Annotated in this window: 13 protein-coding genes; 9 read left to right on the forward strand and 4 right to left on the reverse strand. The window is 70.9% G+C overall.

Annotated features, from left to right (window positions below; translation table 11 throughout):
- Positions 1-222 precede the first annotated feature (222 nt).
- Entirely contained in the window at positions 223-1,521 is a 1,299-nt protein-coding gene (locus tag M2163_RS10105; protein ID WP_280893790.1) for an MFS transporter, read from the forward strand.
- Positions 1,522-1,546: 25 nt separating this feature from the next.
- Positions 1,547-3,019 (forward strand): L-fucose/L-arabinose isomerase family protein, encoded by a 1,473-nt coding sequence (locus tag M2163_RS10110; protein WP_280893791.1) that lies wholly within the window; start codon positions 1,547-1,549, stop codon positions 3,017-3,019.
- Positions 3,020-3,115: 96 nt separating this feature from the next.
- Here M2163_RS10110 and M2163_RS10115 read toward each other — a convergent pair whose 3' ends face one another.
- Positions 3,116-3,586, reverse strand: coding sequence for a carboxymuconolactone decarboxylase family protein (locus M2163_RS10115; protein WP_266376728.1), 471 nt, complete (start codon positions 3,584-3,586; stop codon positions 3,116-3,118).
- Positions 3,587-3,757: 171 nt separating this feature from the next.
- Positions 3,758-4,816, reverse strand: a complete 1,059-nt coding sequence (locus M2163_RS10120; RefSeq protein WP_280893792.1) for a cellulase family glycosylhydrolase — start codon at positions 4,814-4,816, stop codon at positions 3,758-3,760.
- 147 nt (positions 4,817-4,963) lie between these two features.
- Here M2163_RS10120 and M2163_RS10125 point away from each other — a divergent pair, with 147 nt between their 5' ends.
- Positions 4,964-6,010 (forward strand): LacI family DNA-binding transcriptional regulator, encoded by a 1,047-nt coding sequence (locus tag M2163_RS10125; RefSeq protein WP_280853124.1) that lies wholly within the window; start codon positions 4,964-4,966, stop codon positions 6,008-6,010.
- A 149-nt stretch (positions 6,011-6,159) separates the two neighbouring features.
- On the forward strand, positions 6,160-7,422 hold the full coding sequence (locus tag M2163_RS10130) for an MFS transporter (RefSeq protein WP_280893793.1): 1,263 nt from the start codon (positions 6,160-6,162) through the stop codon (positions 7,420-7,422).
- A 121-nt stretch (positions 7,423-7,543) separates the two neighbouring features.
- On the opposite strand, the gene icmF is transcribed toward M2163_RS10130, so the two are convergent.
- Entirely contained in the window at positions 7,544-10,774 is a 3,231-nt protein-coding gene (gene icmF / locus M2163_RS10135) for a fused isobutyryl-CoA mutase/GTPase IcmF (RefSeq protein WP_280893794.1), read from the reverse strand.
- Positions 10,775-10,936: 162 nt separating this feature from the next.
- On the opposite strand from icmF, the gene M2163_RS10140 reads away from it, so the two are divergent.
- From M2163_RS10140 to M2163_RS10160, 5 genes are all read left to right on the forward strand, one after another.
- Positions 10,937-12,139, forward strand: coding sequence for an FAD-dependent monooxygenase (locus M2163_RS10140; protein ID WP_280893795.1), 1,203 nt, complete (start codon positions 10,937-10,939; stop codon positions 12,137-12,139).
- A gap of 198 nt (positions 12,140-12,337) precedes the next feature.
- Positions 12,338-14,509: an MMPL family transporter gene (locus tag M2163_RS10145; protein ID WP_280893796.1), complete on the forward strand. Its 2,172-nt coding sequence runs from the start codon at positions 12,338-12,340 to the stop codon at positions 14,507-14,509.
- A gap of 112 nt (positions 14,510-14,621) precedes the next feature.
- Positions 14,622-15,383 (forward strand): DUF2071 domain-containing protein, encoded by a 762-nt coding sequence (locus M2163_RS10150; protein ID WP_280853119.1) that lies wholly within the window; start codon positions 14,622-14,624, stop codon positions 15,381-15,383.
- Between the two features lie 118 nt (positions 15,384-15,501).
- Positions 15,502-16,569: a glycerophosphodiester phosphodiesterase family protein gene (locus M2163_RS10155; protein ID WP_280893797.1), complete on the forward strand. Its 1,068-nt coding sequence runs from the start codon at positions 15,502-15,504 to the stop codon at positions 16,567-16,569.
- 98 nt (positions 16,570-16,667) lie between these two features.
- Positions 16,668-17,705, forward strand: coding sequence for a LacI family DNA-binding transcriptional regulator (locus M2163_RS10160; RefSeq protein ID WP_280893798.1), 1,038 nt, complete (start codon positions 16,668-16,670; stop codon positions 17,703-17,705).
- Positions 17,706-17,773: 68 nt separating this feature from the next.
- Here the strand turns inward: M2163_RS10160 and M2163_RS10165 are convergent, their stop codons facing one another.
- Positions 17,774-18,421 (reverse strand): DUF6629 family protein, encoded by a 648-nt coding sequence (locus M2163_RS10165; RefSeq protein ID WP_280893799.1) that lies wholly within the window; start codon positions 18,419-18,421, stop codon positions 17,774-17,776.
- Between the last annotated feature and the right edge of the window lie 27 nt (positions 18,422-18,448).

The following is an 18,448-nucleotide window of genomic DNA, read 5'->3' on the forward strand; positions in this document are numbered from 1 at the left end:
ACGGCCCGGACGCTCTCACGGATCAAAAACGTTTTACGTCTGCCTCACCGTAGGACACTCCCGGGGCACCCACCAGAGCTGCGGGGCCGTCAGGCCGTTTCCCCGGATGGCCGCATGACGTCTTGTTGGAACGTTTTTACCCTCCTATAGTCGCTGGACATCGGCCGAGAACAGCGACGTCCCCCTCCGCTCGGACCCCCTCTCCCCAGACGGAGCCGCATCATGGCCCGAACCTCGCCTGCCCCGAACCAGCCGGAACCGCCCGTCGAGAAGCGCCTGTGGAAGGTCGCGACCCTCTCCGGCATGGCGTCCTACCTCGATGCCGCCCTCATCGTCAGCATCGGCGTCAACCTGGCCATCTACCGCGACGCCTACGACATGGGCGTCTGGATGGCCGGTGCGATCAGCGCGATCGTCACCATCTGCATCGCCGTCGGCTCCCTGGTCGGCGGACGGCTCGCCGACGTGTTCGGCCGCCGTCGTCTCTACAACCTCGACATCCTCTGTTACGCCGTCGGGGCGATCATCATCACGCTCGCCCCCGACGACATCACTCTTCTGGTGGGTGTCCTGCTCGCCGGTCTCGCGGCCGGCGCCGACCTGCCGACGTCCCTGGCCGTGGTCTCGGACGCGGCACCCGACCGTGCCCGAGGACGGCTCATCGCGTTCACGCAGGTCATGTGGATGATGGGCATCATCGTGGTGGTCTTCGTCGGCTTCGCCCTGTCCGACACGGGCATGATCGGGGCCCGGCTCATCACCGGGCATCTGGCGGTCGCCGCTCTGGTCACCTGGCAGCTGCGCTCCCGGCTGGAGCTGGCCACCGGTCCCGACCCGGAGCAGGACCGGGTGGCGGTCCAGGAGCCTGCCGCCGAACAGGGCGTCGCGCTCAGGAACGTCTGGACCCGTGCGGCCCTGGTGCCCATGCTCGCGACCTTCGCCTTCTACGTCACCTGGGGCCTGGGCGCCAACACCATGGGCCAGTTCACGACGTATCTGCTGGTCACCGTCAGCGGTGCCTCGCAGAGCGTGGCGACCGGCATCAACCTCGCCTGTCTCCCGATCGGCCTGCTGCTGACCTTCGCCTTCGTCCGGATCGCCGACGGCCCGCGGCGCGACCGGATGTTCTACCTCACCACGGTCCTGCAGATCGCGGCCTTCGCCATCGCCTCGCTCACCGTGGGCTCCATCGTGGGCTTCCTCGTCTTCTACGTCCTCTACCAGCTGTGCTATCCCTTCGCGGGCGAGGCCAACTACAAGGTGTGGTCGCAGCTGACGCTGCCCGCGGACACCCGGGGCACCACGCAGGGGATCACCTACGCCGTCTCGCGCGGGGTCTTCGCGGGCGTCGCGTTCGTCACACCCGCTCTCCTCGACCGGAGCCCCAGCCTGTTGCTCTGGGTGATCACCGGCTGCATGGCGCTGTCGGCGCTCGCGGGCGTCTACATCGTGCGTGTCCTCGTCCCCCGCGCGTCCCCGGCCGCCACCGCTCCGGCGGACCTCAAGGTCGCGCAGACCTGATCCGACCCCCGAAGGAGCGCCGACCATGGCGACGACCGAAACCATCACGACGTCCGCCCGTGAACAGGAGGCCGTGCTGGGCGAGTTGCTCCCGCCCGTGGCCCGGCGCCGGCCGCGGATCGGGCTGGTCTCCGGCGGCCTCGGCACGTACTGGCCGCAGTTCCCCGGTCTGCTGCCGCAGTTGAAGGAGTCGGCGGCGTACGTCGCCGAGCGGCTGGGGCACTTGGACGCGGAGGTGACCGACGCCGGGTTCGTCTCCGACGCCCAGGAGGGCGCGGCGGCCGCCGAGCGGCTGCGGCGGGTGGACTGCGATCTGATCGTGCTGTTCCTGACGACCTATCTGACCTCGTCGATGGTGCTGCCGATCGCACAGCGCACGAACACCCCGGTGCTGGTCGTCGACCTCCAGCCGTCCGAGCGGATGGACCACGGCTCCTTCGACACGGGCGACTGGCTGGCGTACTGCTCGCAGTGCTCGGTGCCGGAGGTCGGCAACGTGTTCCGCCGGGCCGGCATCCCCTTCCGGTCGGTGTCGGGATGGCTGCGGCAGGAGTCGGCGTGGCGGCGCATCGAGCGGTGGGTGCGCGCGGCGCACGTCCGGGCCGCGCTCCGGCACGCCCGGCACGGGCTCATGGGGCACGTGTATCCCGGGATGCTCGACGTGCAGACCGATCCGACGCTGCTGTCGGCGACGTTCGGTTCGCACGTCGAGGTGCTGGAGTTCGACGATCTGCGGCACCGGGTGGAGAAGGTGACACCGGCGGAGACCCGGGAGCGGGTGGAGCTCGCCCGGCGGATCTTCACCGTCGACGAGAGCGTGGTCGACGAGGACTTCGCCTGGGGCGCGACCGTGTCGGTGGCTCTCGACCGGCTGGTGGAGGACTTCGGCCTCGACACCCTCGCCTACTACCACCGCGGGCTCGACGGCGAGCAGCACGAGCGGCTCGGCGCCGGCATGATCCTGGGTGCCTCGCTGCTGACCGCCCGGGGGGTGCCCGCGGCCGGTGAGTTCGAACTGCGCACCAGTCTCGCCCAGTTGGCCTCGCAGAGTGTCGGTGCTGGGGGCTCCTTCACGGAGATCCAGGCGCTGAACTTCGAGGACGGCGTGGTGGAGATGGGCCATGACGGTCCCGCGCATCTGGCGCTCAGCGCCCGCGATCCGCTGCTGCGCGGTCTCGGTGTCTATCACGGCAAGCGCGGCTGGGGGGTCAGCGTGGAGTTCGACGTGCGCCACGGCCCGGTGACCCTGCTGGGACTGGGCCAGGACGCCGACGGCAGCCTGTCGTTCATCACGTCGGAGGGCACCGTCGTGCCGGGTCCGCTGCTGGAGATCGGCAACACCACCAGCAGGGTCGACTTCGGCCGGGATCCCGGCGAGTGGGTGGACGCGTGGAGCGCGACGGGGGTCGGGCACCACTGGTCGCTGGCGGTGGGTCACCACGGCGCCGACTTCCAGGCCGCGGCGAGTCTGCTGGGGATCGAACACCGGCAGGTGTGACCGGCCCGCACGGCAGAGGCCGACGCACTCCGGCCGTGTGACCGAGGTCGGGTCCGGGGTCTGCAGCCCCCGGTCCGGCCGGCCGGTCCGCCGGGATCAGCCGAACTGACCGACCACGTAGTCGCCGGCCGGCTGCTGGGTCATGACGTTCAGCCGGTTGAAGGCGTTGATGACGGCGATCAGGGAGACCAGGGCGAGGAGCTGCTCCTCGTCGTAGTGCTTGGCCGCGTTCTCCCAGACCTCGTCCGGGACGCCGGTCCCGTCCGCGAGGCGGGTGCCCTGCTCCGCCAGTTCGAGTGCGGCCCGCTCGGCCTCGGTGAAGACCTTGGCCTCACGCCAGGCGGCGACCATGTGGAGGCGCTGCGCGGTCTCGCCCGCGGCGGCGGCCTCCTTGGTGTGCATGTCGAGGCAGAAGCCGCAGCCGTTGATCTGGCTCGCGCGGATCTTCACCAGTTCCTGGGTGGTCATCGGCAGTCCCGAGTCCGTGACCACCTTGCCCGCGGAGGCGAAGTGCTTCAGCAGCTTGCCGGCCAGCGGGCTGGTGAAGACGTTGAGTCGGGCTTCCATGGTGTGCTCCTTCGGCCGTTGTCGTTGGCTACACCCCTATGACCGTCGGGCCCGCCGGAATGTGACAGGTCTGGATGTGACCTGCGTCTCCCCGAGAACGGCCGGTGAACGGTGGCCGGTGACACCGGCCGGCCGCGGCACCGTGGGGCGCCGCGGCCGGGACGGGAGGGGTCAGCCCTGGACGGGCTTGCCGCGTCCCCAGGCCCAGGCGAGGCGGTCGGCGCCGGTCTGGTTGGTGGTCTCCAGCCACGGGCGGGACGCCGGGCCGACGAGCTTCTGCACCGAGTAGATGTCGTCGGTGCGCAGGCCCGGCCAGTACACCGAGCCCATCTTCAGCTCGCGGAAGGTGTCGGTGACGGCCTGGATGAAGTTGATGTAGTTGTCGTCCGGGGTCTTCACGTTGTAGTTCAGACCGGTCGTCATCGGCGCTCCGAACTCGTCCGCCACGGTCCGGTTCGCGCAGTCGCCGATGCGGACCTTCAGGTCGGCCACCCACTCGTCGTAGGTGGCGTACGACTTCCAGAAGCCGTAGTGGTGCAGGGACAGGTAGGTGCCCTTCAGGCGCGGGTCGGCGCACACCGTGGTGACGTGGTCGTTGTAGCCGGCGCCGCTGACGAAGACGCGGTTGCGCGGCACGGACTTGTAGGTGTCCAGCCACTTCGCGGCGATGTCGGCCCACTCGGTGTCGGTGTAGCCGTGCGGCTCGTTCATCGGCTCGAAGTAGACCCGGGAGTTGTTCTTGTAGGCCTTCACGACGGTGTTCCACATCGGCCAGAAGGTGGCCTCGTCGTCGATGTAGCCGTCCCTGCGGTCACCGGTGCCCTCCCAGTAGGACACGATGACCTTGAAGCCGTGGGCCGTCGCGGCGTCGATGACGCCTTTGTACGACTTCCAGTAGGAGCCGTTGACGGTGTACGGGTTGATCGGCAGCCGGACGGTGTTGGCGCCGAGGTTGGCGCGGAACGCCGAGATGACGCGGCTCGCCTTGGTGTACGTCTGGGCGTAGGTGTCGGTGGTCGACAGGCCCGACAGCTGGAGCTCGTCGTCGGCGAAGTTGTCGCGCGGGTCCGCCCAGTTGACGCCCTTGAACTGGGTCGTGTCGGTGGTCGGCGCGGCGGCGGAGGCGGGGCTGCCGGTGAGGGTGGCGCCGCTGATCGCGGCGATCGCGACGGCGACGAGGGAGGCACGCAGTCTCGGGGCGCGACGGGTGCTGACGGGGGTCTTGCGCATCGACCAAACCCTTTCGGAACGACAGCATGTTTACGTAAACATGACGGCGCCGGAATCGTGGCATCCGCCTCGGCGACCGTCAAGGTTTCCCACACGTAACATCCGGTGCGACAGCAACACGTTCGTGGGCGGACGCAGGAGGCAGCAGTGGTGGAGCGGGGAGGATCCGGTGTCCCCGGAGGCAGACGCAAGCAGCGTGTGTCCATGGCCGACGTCGCCAAGCGCGCGGGCGTCTCCTCGCAGACCGTCTCGCGGGTCTCCAACGGCCACCCCGGGGTGATCAGTTCGACGCGCGAACAGGTCCTGGCGGCGATGCGGGAACTGGGCTACCGGCCCAACAGTGCCGCGCGCGCCCTGCGGTACGGGCAGTTCAACACCATCGGCGTGATCCTGTTCAGCCTGTCCTCCACGGGCAACAGCCGGACGGTGGAGGCGATCGCCACGCACGCGGCGGCGGAGGGGTACGCGATCACACTGATCCCCATCGACGTGCCGACGCAGGACAACGTCCTGGGCGCCTTCACCCGGATGGGCGAGCTGGCCGTCGACGCGGTCATCGTCATCATGGAGATCCATCTCCTCGACACCGGGACGGTGCAGCTGCCGCCCGGCGTGCATGTCGTCGTGGTGGACTCCGACGCCGGCGACCGCTACAGCGTGGTCGACACCGATCAGGCCGACGGCGCCCGGCAGGCCGTACGGCATCTGCTCGACCTGGGCCACCGGACCGTGTGGCACGTGACCGGTCCGCAGGCGTCCTTCGCGGGGCAGCGGCGGACGCAGGCCTGGCGCGCGGTGCTCGGCGAGGCCGGCCGGCCGGTGCCGCCCGCGCTGCACGGGGACTGGTCGGCCGAGTCCGGTTACGCGGCCGGGCTCGAGCTCGCCGAATCACCGGACTGCACGGCCGTGTTCGCCGCCAACGACCAGATGGCGCTGGGACTGCTGCGCGCGTTCCACGAGCGGGGCCTGTCCGTGCCGCACGACGTCAGCGTGGTCGGCTTCGACGACATCCCCGACGCGGCGTACTTCGTCCCGCCGCTCACCACCGTCCACCAGGACTTCGCGGAGGTGGGTCACCGCTGCGTCCAGAAGGTGCTCCAGCAGATCCGCGCGGGCGAGGCCGGACGCCCCGGCACGGATCTCGTCCCGACACGGCTGGTGGTGAGGGGGAGCACGGCGGCGCCGCGGGGGTGAGGTGGGTCCACATGTCCGGCGGGCGTGGATGTCGTCGAGGAACCGCGTCCACCGTGGCTCCAGGCGCTGGTTCTCGACGACGCCGCACCGACCAGGTCCTCGCTCACGTCCGTTGACCTTGCCCCAAGGGCAGCCCGCAGCATCGCTCCATGAGGCGAGGGAAGCGGGTGCTGGTCGAGGTCGGGCCGTTGCGGGTGGTCGGGTTCCGGCGGTTGTGGGGGGCCGGGATCGTGACCGCTCTCGGATCTCAACTGACCGCGGTCGCGGTGCCGTTGCAGATCTACGAGGTCTCCGGCTCGTCGGCCTGGGTGGGGCTGGCCGCTCTGGTGGGCCTCGCCCCGATGGCCGCGGCGGCGTTGTGGGGCGGGGCCCTCGCGGACGTACGGGACCGGCGGCAGGTGCTGCTGGCGACCACGGTCGGGATCGGGGTGACGTCCTTGCTGCTGTGCGCGCAGGCGTGGGCGGATCTGCGGTCGGTCGGGGTGCTGCTCGTCCTGGTGGGCCTCCAGCAGGCCCTGTTCGGCGCCAACTCCACGGTGAGCCGGGCCGTGACACCGCGTCTGGTGCGGCCCGAACTGCTGCCCGCCGCCAACGCGTTGCAGTCGGTGGTCCTCCTGTCGGCCGGGATCGCCGGTCCGTTGCTGGCCGGTGCCCTGCTGCCCGTGGTGGGGAGCCGAACGCTGTATCTGGCGGACGCCGTTGCCGTCTGCGCGACGGTGTGGGCGGTGTGGCGGCTACCGGCTCTCCCCCCGCTCGACGGCGGCGGGCGGCGACAGGACTCGGTACCGCGGCAGATCGCGGCGGGCGTACCGTTCGTGACGCGGTCTCAGGTGCTGCTGACCGTCTATCTCGCCGACTTCGCAGCCCTGTCCCTGGGTCTGCCCACGGCACTCTTCCCGCAACTGGCGGCGGCGGCCTTCCGTCCGTCGGACATCGGGGTGCTGTACGCCGCCGTCTCGGCCGGTGGCGTGCTGGCGGGGTTGCTCTCCGGGACCTTCACGCGTGTTCGCCGCCACGGTGTCGCGGTGGCGGTGTCGGTCGTGGTGTGGGGGCTGACGGTGGCGGGGTTCGGCTCGGCCGGCTCGCTGCTCACCGCGGTGGCGTGGTTGCTGCCGGCCGGGGGTGCGCTGCTCGCGTTGGGGGTCTTCCGCAAGACGGTGCTGCAGACGGCCGTTCCCGACGGGATGCGCGGCCGCCTCCAGGGGATCGACACGGTGGTGGCCGTCGGAGGACCACGGCTGGGGGATCTCCTGCACGGCACGGTGGGTGCCGCCCTCGGGGTGTCCTGGACCGTGACGGGCGGCGGTGTGCTGACCGTCGTAGCGGGGCTCGTCCTCCTCCTGTTCGTTCCCGGGCTCCGGCGTCACGGGGCACGGCCGGGAAGCGAACAGGAGGTGCTCGGCCTGCGGTAGTCCGCATGTCCCCGGCCTCGGCACCGGACCGAGGCCGGCGAGGGCGAGCCGCTCGACCGCACCGGGGAACAGCTGCGAGCGGTCGTCCTCGCCGCGGGAAGGACCGAGTACGGCCCCGGCCTCAGACGTTGCGGCGGTACTGGCCGCCCACCTCGAAGAACGCCTCGGTGATCTGCTGGAGGGAGCAGACCCGGGTGGCGTCCATGAGGACGGCGAAGACGTTGTCGCCGCGTACGGCCGCGTCCTTGAGGGCGTCCAGGGCGGCCCGCGCCTCCTCGTGGTGGCGGGCGTGGAAGTCCCGCACACGCTCCAGCTGGGACTGCTTCTCCTCCTCGGTGGCGCGGGCGAGTTCGACGGCGGCGGGCTCGGCCGTGTCTGCGTGCGGGTTGCGGAAGGTGTTGACGCCGATCAGCGGCAGGGTGCCGTCGTGCTTGCGCTGTTCGTAGAGCATCGACTCGTCCTGGATGCGACCGCGCTGGTAGCCCGTCTCCATCGCCCCGAGCACACCGCCGCGTTCGCTGATCCGCTCGAACTCCCGGAGCACGGCCTCCTCGACCAGGTCGGTGAGTTCGTCGATGACGAACGACCCCTGGAGCGGGTTCTCGTTCATCGCCAGGCCCCACTCCCGGTTGATGATCAGCTGGATGGCCAGGGCCCGGCGTACGGACTCCTCGGTGGGGGTGGTGACGGCCTCGTCGTAGGCGTTGGTGTGCAGGCTGTTGCAGTTGTCGTAGATGGCGATGAGCGCCTGGAGCGTGGTGCGGATGTCGTTGAAGTCCATCTCCTGCGCGTGCAGGGAGCGTCCGGAGGTCTGGACGTGGTACTTCAGCTTCTGGCTGCGCTCCCCGGCGCCGTACTTCTCCTTCATCGCCACGGCCCAGATACGGCGGGCGACCCGGCCCAGCACCGAGTACTCGGGGTCCATGCCGTTGGAGAAGAAGAAGGACAGGTTGGGGGCGAAGTCGTCGACGTGCATGCCGCGGGCGAGGTACGCCTCGACGTAGGTGAAGCCGTTGGCGAGGGTGAAGGCGAGCTGGCTGATGGGGTTCGCGCCGGCCTCGGCGATGTGGTAGCCGGAGATCGACACCGAGTAGAAGTTGCGGACCTTCTGCTGGATGAACCACTCCTGGATGTCGGCCATCATCCGCAGCGAGAACTCGGTGGAGAACAGGCAGGTGTTCTGCCCCTGGTCCTCCTTGAGGATGTCGGCCTGCACGGTGCCGCGGACGTTCGCCAGCGCGTGGGCGCGCAGCCCGGCCGCCTCCTCGGGCGAGGGGTCACGGCCCTCCTCGGCGCGGAACCGCTCGGTCTGCTGGTCGATCGCGGTGTTCAGGAAGAACGCCAGGACCGTAGGTGCCGGGCCGTTGATCGTCATGGAGACGGAGGTCGTGGGCGCCACCAGGTCGAAGCCGTCGTAGAGCGCCTTCATGTCCTCCAGGGTGGCCACCGAGACACCCGAGGTGCCGACCTTGCCGTAGATGTCGGGGCGCTCGTCGGGGTCGCGGCCGTACAGGGTGACGGAGTCGAACGCGGTGGACAGGCGGGTCGCCGGCTGGCCCTCGGAGAGGAGCTTGAAGCGGCGGTTGGTGCGGAAGGGGTCGCCCTCGCCGGCGAACATGCGGGCCGGGTCCTCGCCGTCACGCTTGAAGGGGAACACCCCGGCGGTGAAGGGAAAGTGGCCGGGCAGGTTCTCGCCGCGCCAGAACCGCACCAGTTCGCCGTGGTCGGTGAAGCGGGGCAGCGCGACCCGGGGGATCTTGTTGCCCGACAGGGACTCACGGGTCAGCTTGGTGCGGATCTCGCGGTCGCGGACCTTCACGACCTGCTCGTCGCCGGAGTACGAGGCGATCACCGCGGGCCAGTTCGTGATCTGTTCGGTGATCTCGTACGGCAGCTGCCGGCGCGCCTCGGCCAGCAGGGACCGCACGTCCTCGGAGTCCAGGCCGGCGTCCGCGAGCTCGCCCTCGACGAGCTCCAGCCGCTGCACTCGCCGCGCCTGCTCGGCCAGTTGACGGGTCTCGGCGTGGTAGCCGCGGACGGCGTCGGTGATCTCGGCGAGGTAGCGCACCCGGTCGGCGGGGACCACCTGGCGGATTCCGGAGGAGTGGCGTACGTCCACCTGCTCCAGCGCCCCCTCGGACAGCGGCAGCCCCTTCTCCACCAGAGCGCCCTTCAGGTGCTGGTAGAGCGCGGTGACGCCGTCGTCGTTGAAGGTGGCCGCGGAGGTGCCGTAGACCGGCATGTCCTCAGGCCGCTGCCCGAACGCCTCGCGGTTGCGCACCAGTTGGCGGCCCACGTCCCGCAGGGCGTCCTTGGCGCCGCGCCGCTCGAACTTGTTGATCGCCACGACGTCGGCGAAGTCGAGCATGTCGATCTTCTCCAGCTGCGAGGCCGCGCCGAACTCGGGTGTCATCACGTACAGCGAGGTGTCGACGAACGGCACGATCGCCGCGTCGCCCTGGCCGATGCCCGGCGTCTCCACGACCACCAGGTCGAACCCGGCGGCCTTCACGACGTCGATCACGTCGGAGAGGTGCTCGGGCAGCTCGCGGCTGCCGCGGGTGGCGAGGCTGCGGAAGAACACCCGGTCCCCGTCGAGGGAGTTCATCCGGATCCGGTCGCCGAGCAGCGCTCCGCCACCGCGCCGACGGGTCGGGTCGACCGCGATCACGGCGATGCGCAGGGCGTCCCGCTGGTCGACCCGGAACCGGCGCACCAGCTCGTCGGTCAGGGACGACTTCCCGGAGCCGCCGGTACCGGTGATACCGAGCACCGGCACCCGGCGCGCGGCCGCCGTGGCCCGCAGCTCACGCCGGAACTCCTCGGGCAGCTTGCCGAGTTCGGCACCGGTGAGGGCACGGGCGATCGCGAACCGGTCACCGGTCAGGACCCCGGAGAGGTCGGCCGGCCTGCCGTCCCAGAGGTCGAAGTCGCAGTCCTTGACGACCGAGTTCACCATGCCGGCGAGGCCCAGCCGCTGGCCGTCCTCCGGGGAGAAGATCGTCACCCCGCTCTCGCGGAGCCGGGCGATCTCCTCCGGCACGATCACCCCGCCACCGCCGCCGACGACCCGGATGTGCTCCGCGCCCTGCTTGCGGAGCGAGGCCACCAGGTACTCGAAGTACTCCACGTGTCCGCCCTGGTAGGACGAGACCGCCACCCCGTGCGCGTCCTCTTCGAGCGCCGCGTCCACGACCTCGCGCACCGATCGGTTGTGGCCGAGGTGGATGACCTCGGCACCCTGCGACTGGAAGATCCGCCGCATGATGTTGATCGAGGCGTCGTGCCCGTCGAACAGCGCCGAGGCGGTGACCAGGCGGACGGGGTGGACGGGGCGATGCAGATCGCTCATGGCGGAGCCTTCCCGGGGCACGTCGAAGAACGCGAACTGAGAAAATAGTAGGACGTCCTAGTAAATATATGGGGTCGGGTGAGGAGAAGCACAGCAGAACACTCGGACGGCGGGCCGCCGGCACCCGCTGCGGACGCGCCGGGCACCGCCTAATGTGGACGGATGCCCGCCCTCCCGCACGGTCCGCGGATCGCTGTCGTCGGCGGTGGCATCGGCGGTCTGGCCGTCGCCGGGTTCCTGCGGCGGGCGGGACTGACGGCCACGGTCCACGAGCAGGCGGCCGTGCTCGCCGAGGTCGGCGCCGGTCTGGTGGCGGCCCCCAATCTCGTACGGCTACTGCGTCGCCTGAGCGTGATGGAGCCGTTCCTGCGCCGGGCCGTGGCACTGGAACGGGCCTGGGAGTTCCGGCGCTGGGCGGACGGTTCGGTGCTCTCGGTGGAGCGGCTCACCGGCGTCTGCGAGCGGCTCTACGGTGAGCGGACCTATGTGCTGCACCGGGCCGATCTGCACGACACCCTCAGGTCCGCCGTGCCGGACGCGTGGATTCGCCTGGGCGCCCGGTGCACGTCGGTGGACGAGACGGCCGGGGACGGTCTGGTGCTCCGCTTCGCCGACGGCAGCCGGGTGGAGGCCGATGTCGTGATCGGCGCCGACGGGATGCACTCGGTCGTCCGCGGCGCGGTCACCGAGCCCGCGCCGCCGGAGCACTCCGGGCTCTGCGCCTTCCGCACGCTGGTGCCCGCCGCGGCGGCACCGGAGTTCGCCCGGCACCCCGTCCACACCGTCTGGCTGGGGCCCGGACGGCACTTCGTGCACTATCCGATCGCCGCCGGCGAAGCCGTCAACGTCGTCGCCATCGCCCCGGCGGGTGACGGCACCCGCGAGTCCTGGAGCGCGACGGCCGCCCCCGAGGAGTTCGCGGCCGAGTTCGCCGACTGGGACCCGCGGGTACGGGCCCTGATCGCGGCCGGGGGCACCCCGGGCCGCTGGGCCCTGCTGGACCGGGCGCCGCTACGGCGCTGGAGCCGGGGCGGGATCACCCTGCTCGGCGACGCCGCCCATCCGATGTTCCCGTTCTTCGCACAGGGCGCGGCCCAGGCCGTGGAGGACGCCGCCGTACTGGCCCGCTGTCTGGCCGACTCCCCCGACGACCCCCGGCCCGCCCTGGAACGCTACGAGTCCGCGCGCCTCGCCCGCACCGCCCGGCTCCAGCACCTCAGTCACGCCCGCCGGGACGTCAACCACCTGCCCGACGGCCCCGGGCAGCGGGCCCGTGACGCGGCCCTCGCCGGCTCCGACCCGCTGGTGGGCAACGGCTGGATCTACGGGTACGACGCCGAGCAGGCCCTCGCGACGTCGTCCTGACCCCGGCCGGGTTCCGGGCCGGGCCGGGACGGACTGACTCCCGGTCAAGCGATCTTCACCGGTGATCACTACGATGTGAGCCCAAGACAACTGTCCGGCCGGTCTCACGGGGGACCCTGGAAGACCGGCCGGGGGTCGCCGATGCCAGGGACCGCTCCCCGGGCTGCGGTGATCTTCCTTCCCAGGAGGACCTTCCGCATGTTCCGACGTATTGGCAACGCTGTCGTCAGACATCCCGTCTGGACGATCGTTGCGTGGTTGATCGCCGCTGTGGCGATCGTGGCCACCGCTCCGAGTCTGCCCTCGAACAGCGACGAGAGCAGCTTTCTCCCCAAGAGTTACGAGTCCATCAAAGCGGCGGAGGTCCAGGAGAAGGCGTTCCCCAGCGCCTTCACCCCGTCCGCGATCGCGCTCTACCAGCGCACCGACGGCGGCAAGCTGACCGCCGCCGACCAGAAGGACGTCGCCCGGATCACCTCCGAGCTGGGCAAGAAGAAGATCGACCAGGTGCAGAAGGTCGTCCCCGGCCAGCCGTCCTCGGACGGCAGATACGCCCTGACCCTGGTCCAGATGGACAGCAAGAACGCCGGCCAGCCCGTACAGGCCGATGCGGCCAAGGTGTTGCGCGACGACGTCAAGCAACTCGCCAAGGGCACGGACCTCGAGGTCAAGCTGGGTGGTTCCGCCGCCCAGGCCCTCGACCAACAGGACTCGTCCAAGCGCGGCGAGGCACTGATCGGCATCGGCACCTTCGTCATCATCCTGGTGACCCTGCTGATCATCTTCCGGGCGCCGATCCTCGCCTTCCTGCCCCTGATCACGATCGGGCTGGTGTCGGCGATCGCCAACGGTCTGATCGCGTACGCCACCAAGCTGTTCGACCTCCAGGCCAACAGCTCGATCTCGTCGATCCTGATCGTCGTGCTCTTCGGCGTGGGCACGGACTACTTCCTGTTCCTGATGTTCCGCTACCGCGAACGCCTGCGCCTCGGCGACGAACCGAAGCAGGCCATGATCAACGCGGTGGACCGGGTCGGCGAGGCCATCGCCTCCGCCGCCGGAGCGGTCATCATCGCCTTCCTCGCGCTGGTCCTGTCGACGCTGGGCTTCCTCAAGCAGATGGGTCCGGCGCTCGCGATCGCGGTCACCGTCACCCTGATCGCGGGCCTGACGCTGATCCCGGCCGTCGTCTCCCTCATCGGCCCGAAGGTCTTCTGGCCGTCGAAGTCCTGGCAACGCGAGCCGGAGAACGCCCGGTTCGCCGCCCTGGGCCGCGGGGTGCGCAACCGTCCGGCGCTCACCGCCGCGCTCTCCGGGCTCGTCCTGGTCGTGCTGTCGCTCGGGACGCTCGGCTACAACGCGACCTTCGACCTGGCGGCCGGCTCCATGCCCAAGACCAAGGAGTCGATGGTCGTCCAGGACGAGATGCAGAAGGCGTACTCGGCGGGCGCGGCCGCACCGACCGACGTCTACCTGTCCAGCACGGACGACAAGCCGATCGACACGACGGTCCTCGACGCGTACGCGAAGAAGCTCGGAGCCGTGGACGGCGTGGCGAACGCCCGTCTGTCGCAGTCGAGCAAGGACGGCACCACGGTCGACTTCACGGTCACCCTCAAGTACGAGGCGTCGACGGACAAGGCCATCGAGTCGGTGGGCCGGGTCCGCGAGGTCGCGCACGCCGACGCACCGGACGGCACCGAGGCCCTGGTCGGCGGAATGTCGTCGATCTACAAGGACATCGACACGGCGGTCAACCACGACTACCGGACGGTCTTCCCCGTCGCCGCCGCGCTGATCATGCTCATCCTGGGCCTGCTGCTGCGCAGTGTGGTGGCCCCCCTGTACCTGATGGCGTCGGTGGGCCTCGGCTTCGGCGCCACGCTCGGCGCCACCGTCTGGATCTTCCAGGACGGGCAGGGGCACTCGGGGCTGATGTTCATGCTCCCGGTGATCATGTATCTGTTCGTGGTCGCGATCGGCACCGACTACAACATCCTCATGATCGCCCGGCTGCGGGAGGAGGCCCGTGAGGGCCGCGAACCCCGGGAGGCGGCCGGGATGGCGCTGCGGCACGCCGGTCCCACGGTCGCCGCGGCGGGCTTCATCCTGGCGGCGACCTTCGCCACGATGATGCTGGCCGGCAACGCCCTGCTGACGGAGATGGGCTTCGCGGTCTCCTTCGGCATCGCCGTCGCCGCGTTCGTCATGGCGATGTTCTTCACTCCCAGCCTCACCGCCCTGATCGGCCACGCGGCCTGGTGGCCGGGGCACGCGGACCGGGCGAAGCAGGCGCCCGCCGCCCAGGCGCCGGTCTCCGGAGGAGGCCGCGAGACGCCGGTGCAGGATCCGGCCGGTCGCCGCAACTGACACCGCCATGAGGAGGACGGCGTCCGCCGGGTCGTACGGCCCGGCGGACGCCGTTCTTCGTCCCGCACCACCACCGCGCCGGACGTGGCCGGTCTCTGTCACCCTGGACCCCGTGCCGAACCTCCCTCCCGTCACCCCGGACGCCCCCTCCCTCATACGGATCCCGCTCCTCACCCAGCAGTGGCTGGACCTCACCTTCGTCCACTGGGCCGTCGAACCGGCGGTCGTGGCGGGGCTGTTGCCGCGCGGCACGGTCCCCGACACCCACGACGGGCTCACCTACGTCGGACTCGTCGCGTTCCGGATGCACCGAGTCGGCTGGCTGGGGCTGCCGGGAGTGCCGTATCTCGGGACCTTCCCGGAGACCAACGTGCGCCTGTACTCGGTGGACGGGCACGGGCGGCGCGGTGTGGTGTTCCGCTCGATGGACGCCTCCCGGCTGATCCCCGTGGTGATGGGACGCGTCGGCTTCCGGCTGCCGTACCTGTGGTCCCGGATGAGCGTCCGCAGAGCCGGGGACACCGTCACCTACACCAGCTCGCGCCGCTGGCCCGGCCCGCGCGGCGCCCGCAGCCTCATCACGGTACGGACCGGTGAACGCATCGGGGAGCCGACCGGCCTGGAGCACTTCCTGACCGCCCGCTGGGGCATGCACAACGCCTTCTTCGGCGGCCCCGAGCCGCTGGCCTATCTGCCCAACGACCATCCGCGCTGGCCCCTGTACCGCGCCGAGCTGCTCACCTGCGAGCAGGACCTCGTCACCGCCGCCGGCCTGCCGGCTCCCGCCGACGCCCCGGTCAGCGTCCTGTACTCCCCCGGCGTCCCGGTCCGCCTCGGCCGCCCGGCCCGTCCCGCGGGCATCCCCACGCCCTGACGGCAAGGGGACGGCGTTCCCCGGACATTCACGGCGGGATCACGTCCGGGGGGGTTGAACCGGTCCGCGACCTCACTAGCGTCTGTGGGCGTCCCGACTCCACACGAGTGAGGTGTCGATGTCCGCACGACATGTCCTGGCCGGCCTGGCGCTGGCGCCGCTGCTCGCCCTGTCGGCCGCCCCGGCCGCGACGGCGTACGACGGCCACCGACCGATCGCGCGGGGGCCGCACTTCGACCTCCAGGCGCACCGCGGCGGCATCGGCATGACCACCGAGGAGTCCCTGGAGGGCTTCGGGAAGGCGATGCGGCTCGGGGTGTCCACGCTGGAGCTGGACACCCATGTCACCAAGGACCTGAAGGTCGTCGTCAACCACGACCGGCAGATCAGCGCGGTCAAGTGCCGGGACACCGGCCCGGTGACGGCCGGCGACCCGCTGTACCCGTATGTCGGCAAGTACATCAAGGATCTGACACTGGCTCAGCTCAGGACCCTGGACTGCGGTTGGCAGCAACTGCCCGGGTTTCCCGAGCAGGAGGTGGTCAAGGGCTTCCGGATGGTCGAGCTGAAGGACGTGCTGAACCTGGTCAAGAGCTACCGCGCCAAGCGGGTCAAGCTCAACATCGAGACCAAGGTCGAGGCCGGCGCGCCCGAACAGACCGCGCCGCGTGAGCTGTTCGTGCGGCGCGTCCACGAGGAGATCCACCGCTCGGGCATCGAGGACCAGGTCACCATCCAGTCCTTCGACTGGGGCGCGCTCAGGGCGATGCACCGGCTGGCACCGAAGTGGCCGCTCGTCGCGCTCACCAACCACGACTTCCTCCAGGTCGGCAAACCCGGCGCGTCGCCGTGGCTCGGCGGGATCGACGCCGACGACTACGGCGGCGACTTCGTCAGGGCGGCCGCCACGATCCCCGGCGTCAAGGCCCTCTCCCCCAACTACGGCTTCCCGCAGAGCGGCAAGGTCGGCGACCCCGGCTTCCGCTTCTACGCCGACCGGACCATGGTGGCCGAGGCCCATGCCCGGAGCCTGAAGGTCATCCCGTGGACCTGTGACGACCCGGCCACCGTGGAGGCGCTCATGGACATGGGCGTCGACGGCGTCATCACCGACTATCCGGACCGGGTACGGCAGATCATGGCCGAGCGCGGCATGCCGCTGCCGAAGGCGTACCGGCCCCGCTGACCCGGTCGCGCCGCCGCGGGCCCGTCGCACGGCGCGGTGACGACGGGCCCGTTCCGCGCGGCTTGACGCCCTGTTCGGGCGCCGGACACAATCCCCGCATGCATGTGACCGGTCACACCCGCGGTCCGGCCAGCATCCGGGATGTCGCGGCGGCCGCCGGGGTCTCGTACCAGACCGTCTCCCGGGTGATCAACGCGCACCCGAGCGTGCGGCAGTCGACGCGCGAGCGGGTCCTCGCCGCCATCGACGAACTGGGCTTCCGGCGCAACGCCACCGCACTCGCCCTGGCCAGCGGACGCCACAGAGCCGTGACCGTGCTCACCGCCCACACCGTCCCCTACGGATATGCCTCGATCCTCCAGGGCGTCGAGGAGGCGGCCCGGGCCACCGCGCACTCGGTGGGGGTGGGCGTCCTCGAATCGGCCGACGAGGGCGCCGTCGCCGCGGAGGTGCGACGGGCCGCCGACGTGAGCGGTGGACTCATCGTGATCGCCTACGACCCGGCCGGGGTCCGGGCGCTGGAGGCGGTTCCGGACGGGGTGCCGGTGGTCGGCGTGGTCGAGACCCCGGCGAGCACGCCCTCCGGTGACCGGCCGTGGGTGTGGACCGACGACCGCGAGGCCGCCTACCGGATGACCCGGCACCTGCTGTCCCTGGGCCACGAGACCGTGCACTACGTCGCCATCCCCTCCGCCACCCGCCGCACCGGAGCCCGCACCGACGGCTGGCGGCAGGCCCTGGCGGAGGCAGGTGCGCCGGAGCCGCGTCCCTTGCAGGGCGGTTGGAGGCCCACCGGCGGCCATGCGGTGGGCCGTGAGCTCGCCGGGGACCCGTCGGTGACGGCGATCCTGTGCGGCAACGACGACCTCGCGCTGGGCGTGCTGCGCGCCCTGCACGAGGCGGGCCGCGCGGTGCCGGGCGAGGTCAGCGTGGCCGGGTTCGACGACGCCCCGCACTCGGCGTTTCTCACACCGTCCCTGACGACCGTGCGGCTGGACTTCGCGGGGCTCGGCCGGGCCGCGTTCGCGCTGCTGCACGGAGTGCTGGAGGGAGCCGCGCCGATCACTCCCCACCCGGTGTCCGCGCCGGAGCTGGTGGTCCGGGAGAGCACGGGGCGACCGCCCGAACGTCCCTGAGGAGCTTCGGAGTTGAGAGGAGGCCGGAGTCGGGAGGTGCGCTCCGGGACCGGGCGGCAACGGCACGCCTACGTACGGTGGATGTCCGCCGGCAGGGCCAACTTCGGGGCGGGGCGCCGGCTCACCCACCCGTACAGGACCACCGAGCAGACCGCCGCCAGAGCGCACCAGGTCGACACGAACTCCAGCCGCCACAGCGCCCAGCACACCAGGGCGCCCGCGCCGGTCAGGACGCCGAGTGCGATGAGCCGTCGGTCGCCGGAGAGCAGCAGCGCGCCGACCGTGGCGATCAGATAGCCCGCGACGAGCAGTTCCGCCCGGGGCAGTCCGATGACGTAGGCCATGGTGTGACCGCGGATCTCGGCCCGGACGGGCCGGGTGGCGAGACCGTGCGCGAGGAGGGCGGCGGTCAGCGCGCCCACCGCCACGAGCGCCGTCACCCGGCGTCCGGCCCGGCGCGGGGCGACACACCACACGCCCGCCGGTACCCACAGGGCGAGCACCGGAAGGGCGATGACGGCCCAGGTGACGGTGGCGGGGCCGGTCCCGCCCCCCGTGTGCCAGATCCAGGCCTCGACCAGTTGGTGCACCCCGAGCAGCAGGGGCAGCGCGGCGAGGGGCAGGTCCCTGGCGCGGCGGGTCCGGATCACACAGGCCGCCCCGACGGAGGTGATCGCCGCGCCCGCCACGAGATCCGCTGTCGCACTCCAGCACATGACACCACCATGTCAGGCCCGACCTCG

It is taken from the genome of Streptomyces sp. SAI-135, assembly GCF_029893805.1.
Classification (GTDB): domain Bacteria; phylum Actinomycetota; class Actinomycetes; order Streptomycetales; family Streptomycetaceae; genus Streptomyces.

What these genes read in the sequence shown, in the direction of transcription:
- M2163_RS10105 (WP_280893790.1), top strand. Translation starts at nt 223, where the DNA reads ATGGCCCGAACCTCGCCTGCCCCGAACCAGCCGGAACCGCCCGTCGAG.
- M2163_RS10110 (WP_280893791.1), top strand. Translation starts at nt 1,547, where the DNA reads ATGGCGACGACCGAAACCATCACGACGTCCGCCCGTGAACAGGAGGCC.
- M2163_RS10115 (WP_266376728.1), bottom strand. Translation starts at nt 3,586, where the DNA reads ATGGAAGCCCGACTCAACGTCTTCACCAGCCCGCTGGCCGGCAAGCTG.
- M2163_RS10120 (WP_280893792.1), bottom strand. Translation starts at nt 4,816, where the DNA reads ATGCGCAAGACCCCCGTCAGCACCCGTCGCGCCCCGAGACTGCGTGCC.
- M2163_RS10130 (WP_280893793.1), top strand. Translation starts at nt 6,160, where the DNA reads ATGAGGCGAGGGAAGCGGGTGCTGGTCGAGGTCGGGCCGTTGCGGGTG.
- icmF (WP_280893794.1), bottom strand. Translation starts at nt 10,774, where the DNA reads ATGAGCGATCTGCATCGCCCCGTCCACCCCGTCCGCCTGGTCACCGCC.
- M2163_RS10140 (WP_280893795.1), top strand. Translation starts at nt 10,937, where the DNA reads ATGCCCGCCCTCCCGCACGGTCCGCGGATCGCTGTCGTCGGCGGTGGC.
- M2163_RS10145 (WP_280893796.1), top strand. Translation starts at nt 12,338, where the DNA reads ATGTTCCGACGTATTGGCAACGCTGTCGTCAGACATCCCGTCTGGACG.
- M2163_RS10155 (WP_280893797.1), top strand. Translation starts at nt 15,502, where the DNA reads ATGTCCGCACGACATGTCCTGGCCGGCCTGGCGCTGGCGCCGCTGCTC.
- M2163_RS10160 (WP_280893798.1), top strand. Translation starts at nt 16,668, where the DNA reads ATGCATGTGACCGGTCACACCCGCGGTCCGGCCAGCATCCGGGATGTC.
- M2163_RS10165 (WP_280893799.1), bottom strand. Translation starts at nt 18,421, where the DNA reads ATGTGCTGGAGTGCGACAGCGGATCTCGTGGCGGGCGCGGCGATCACC.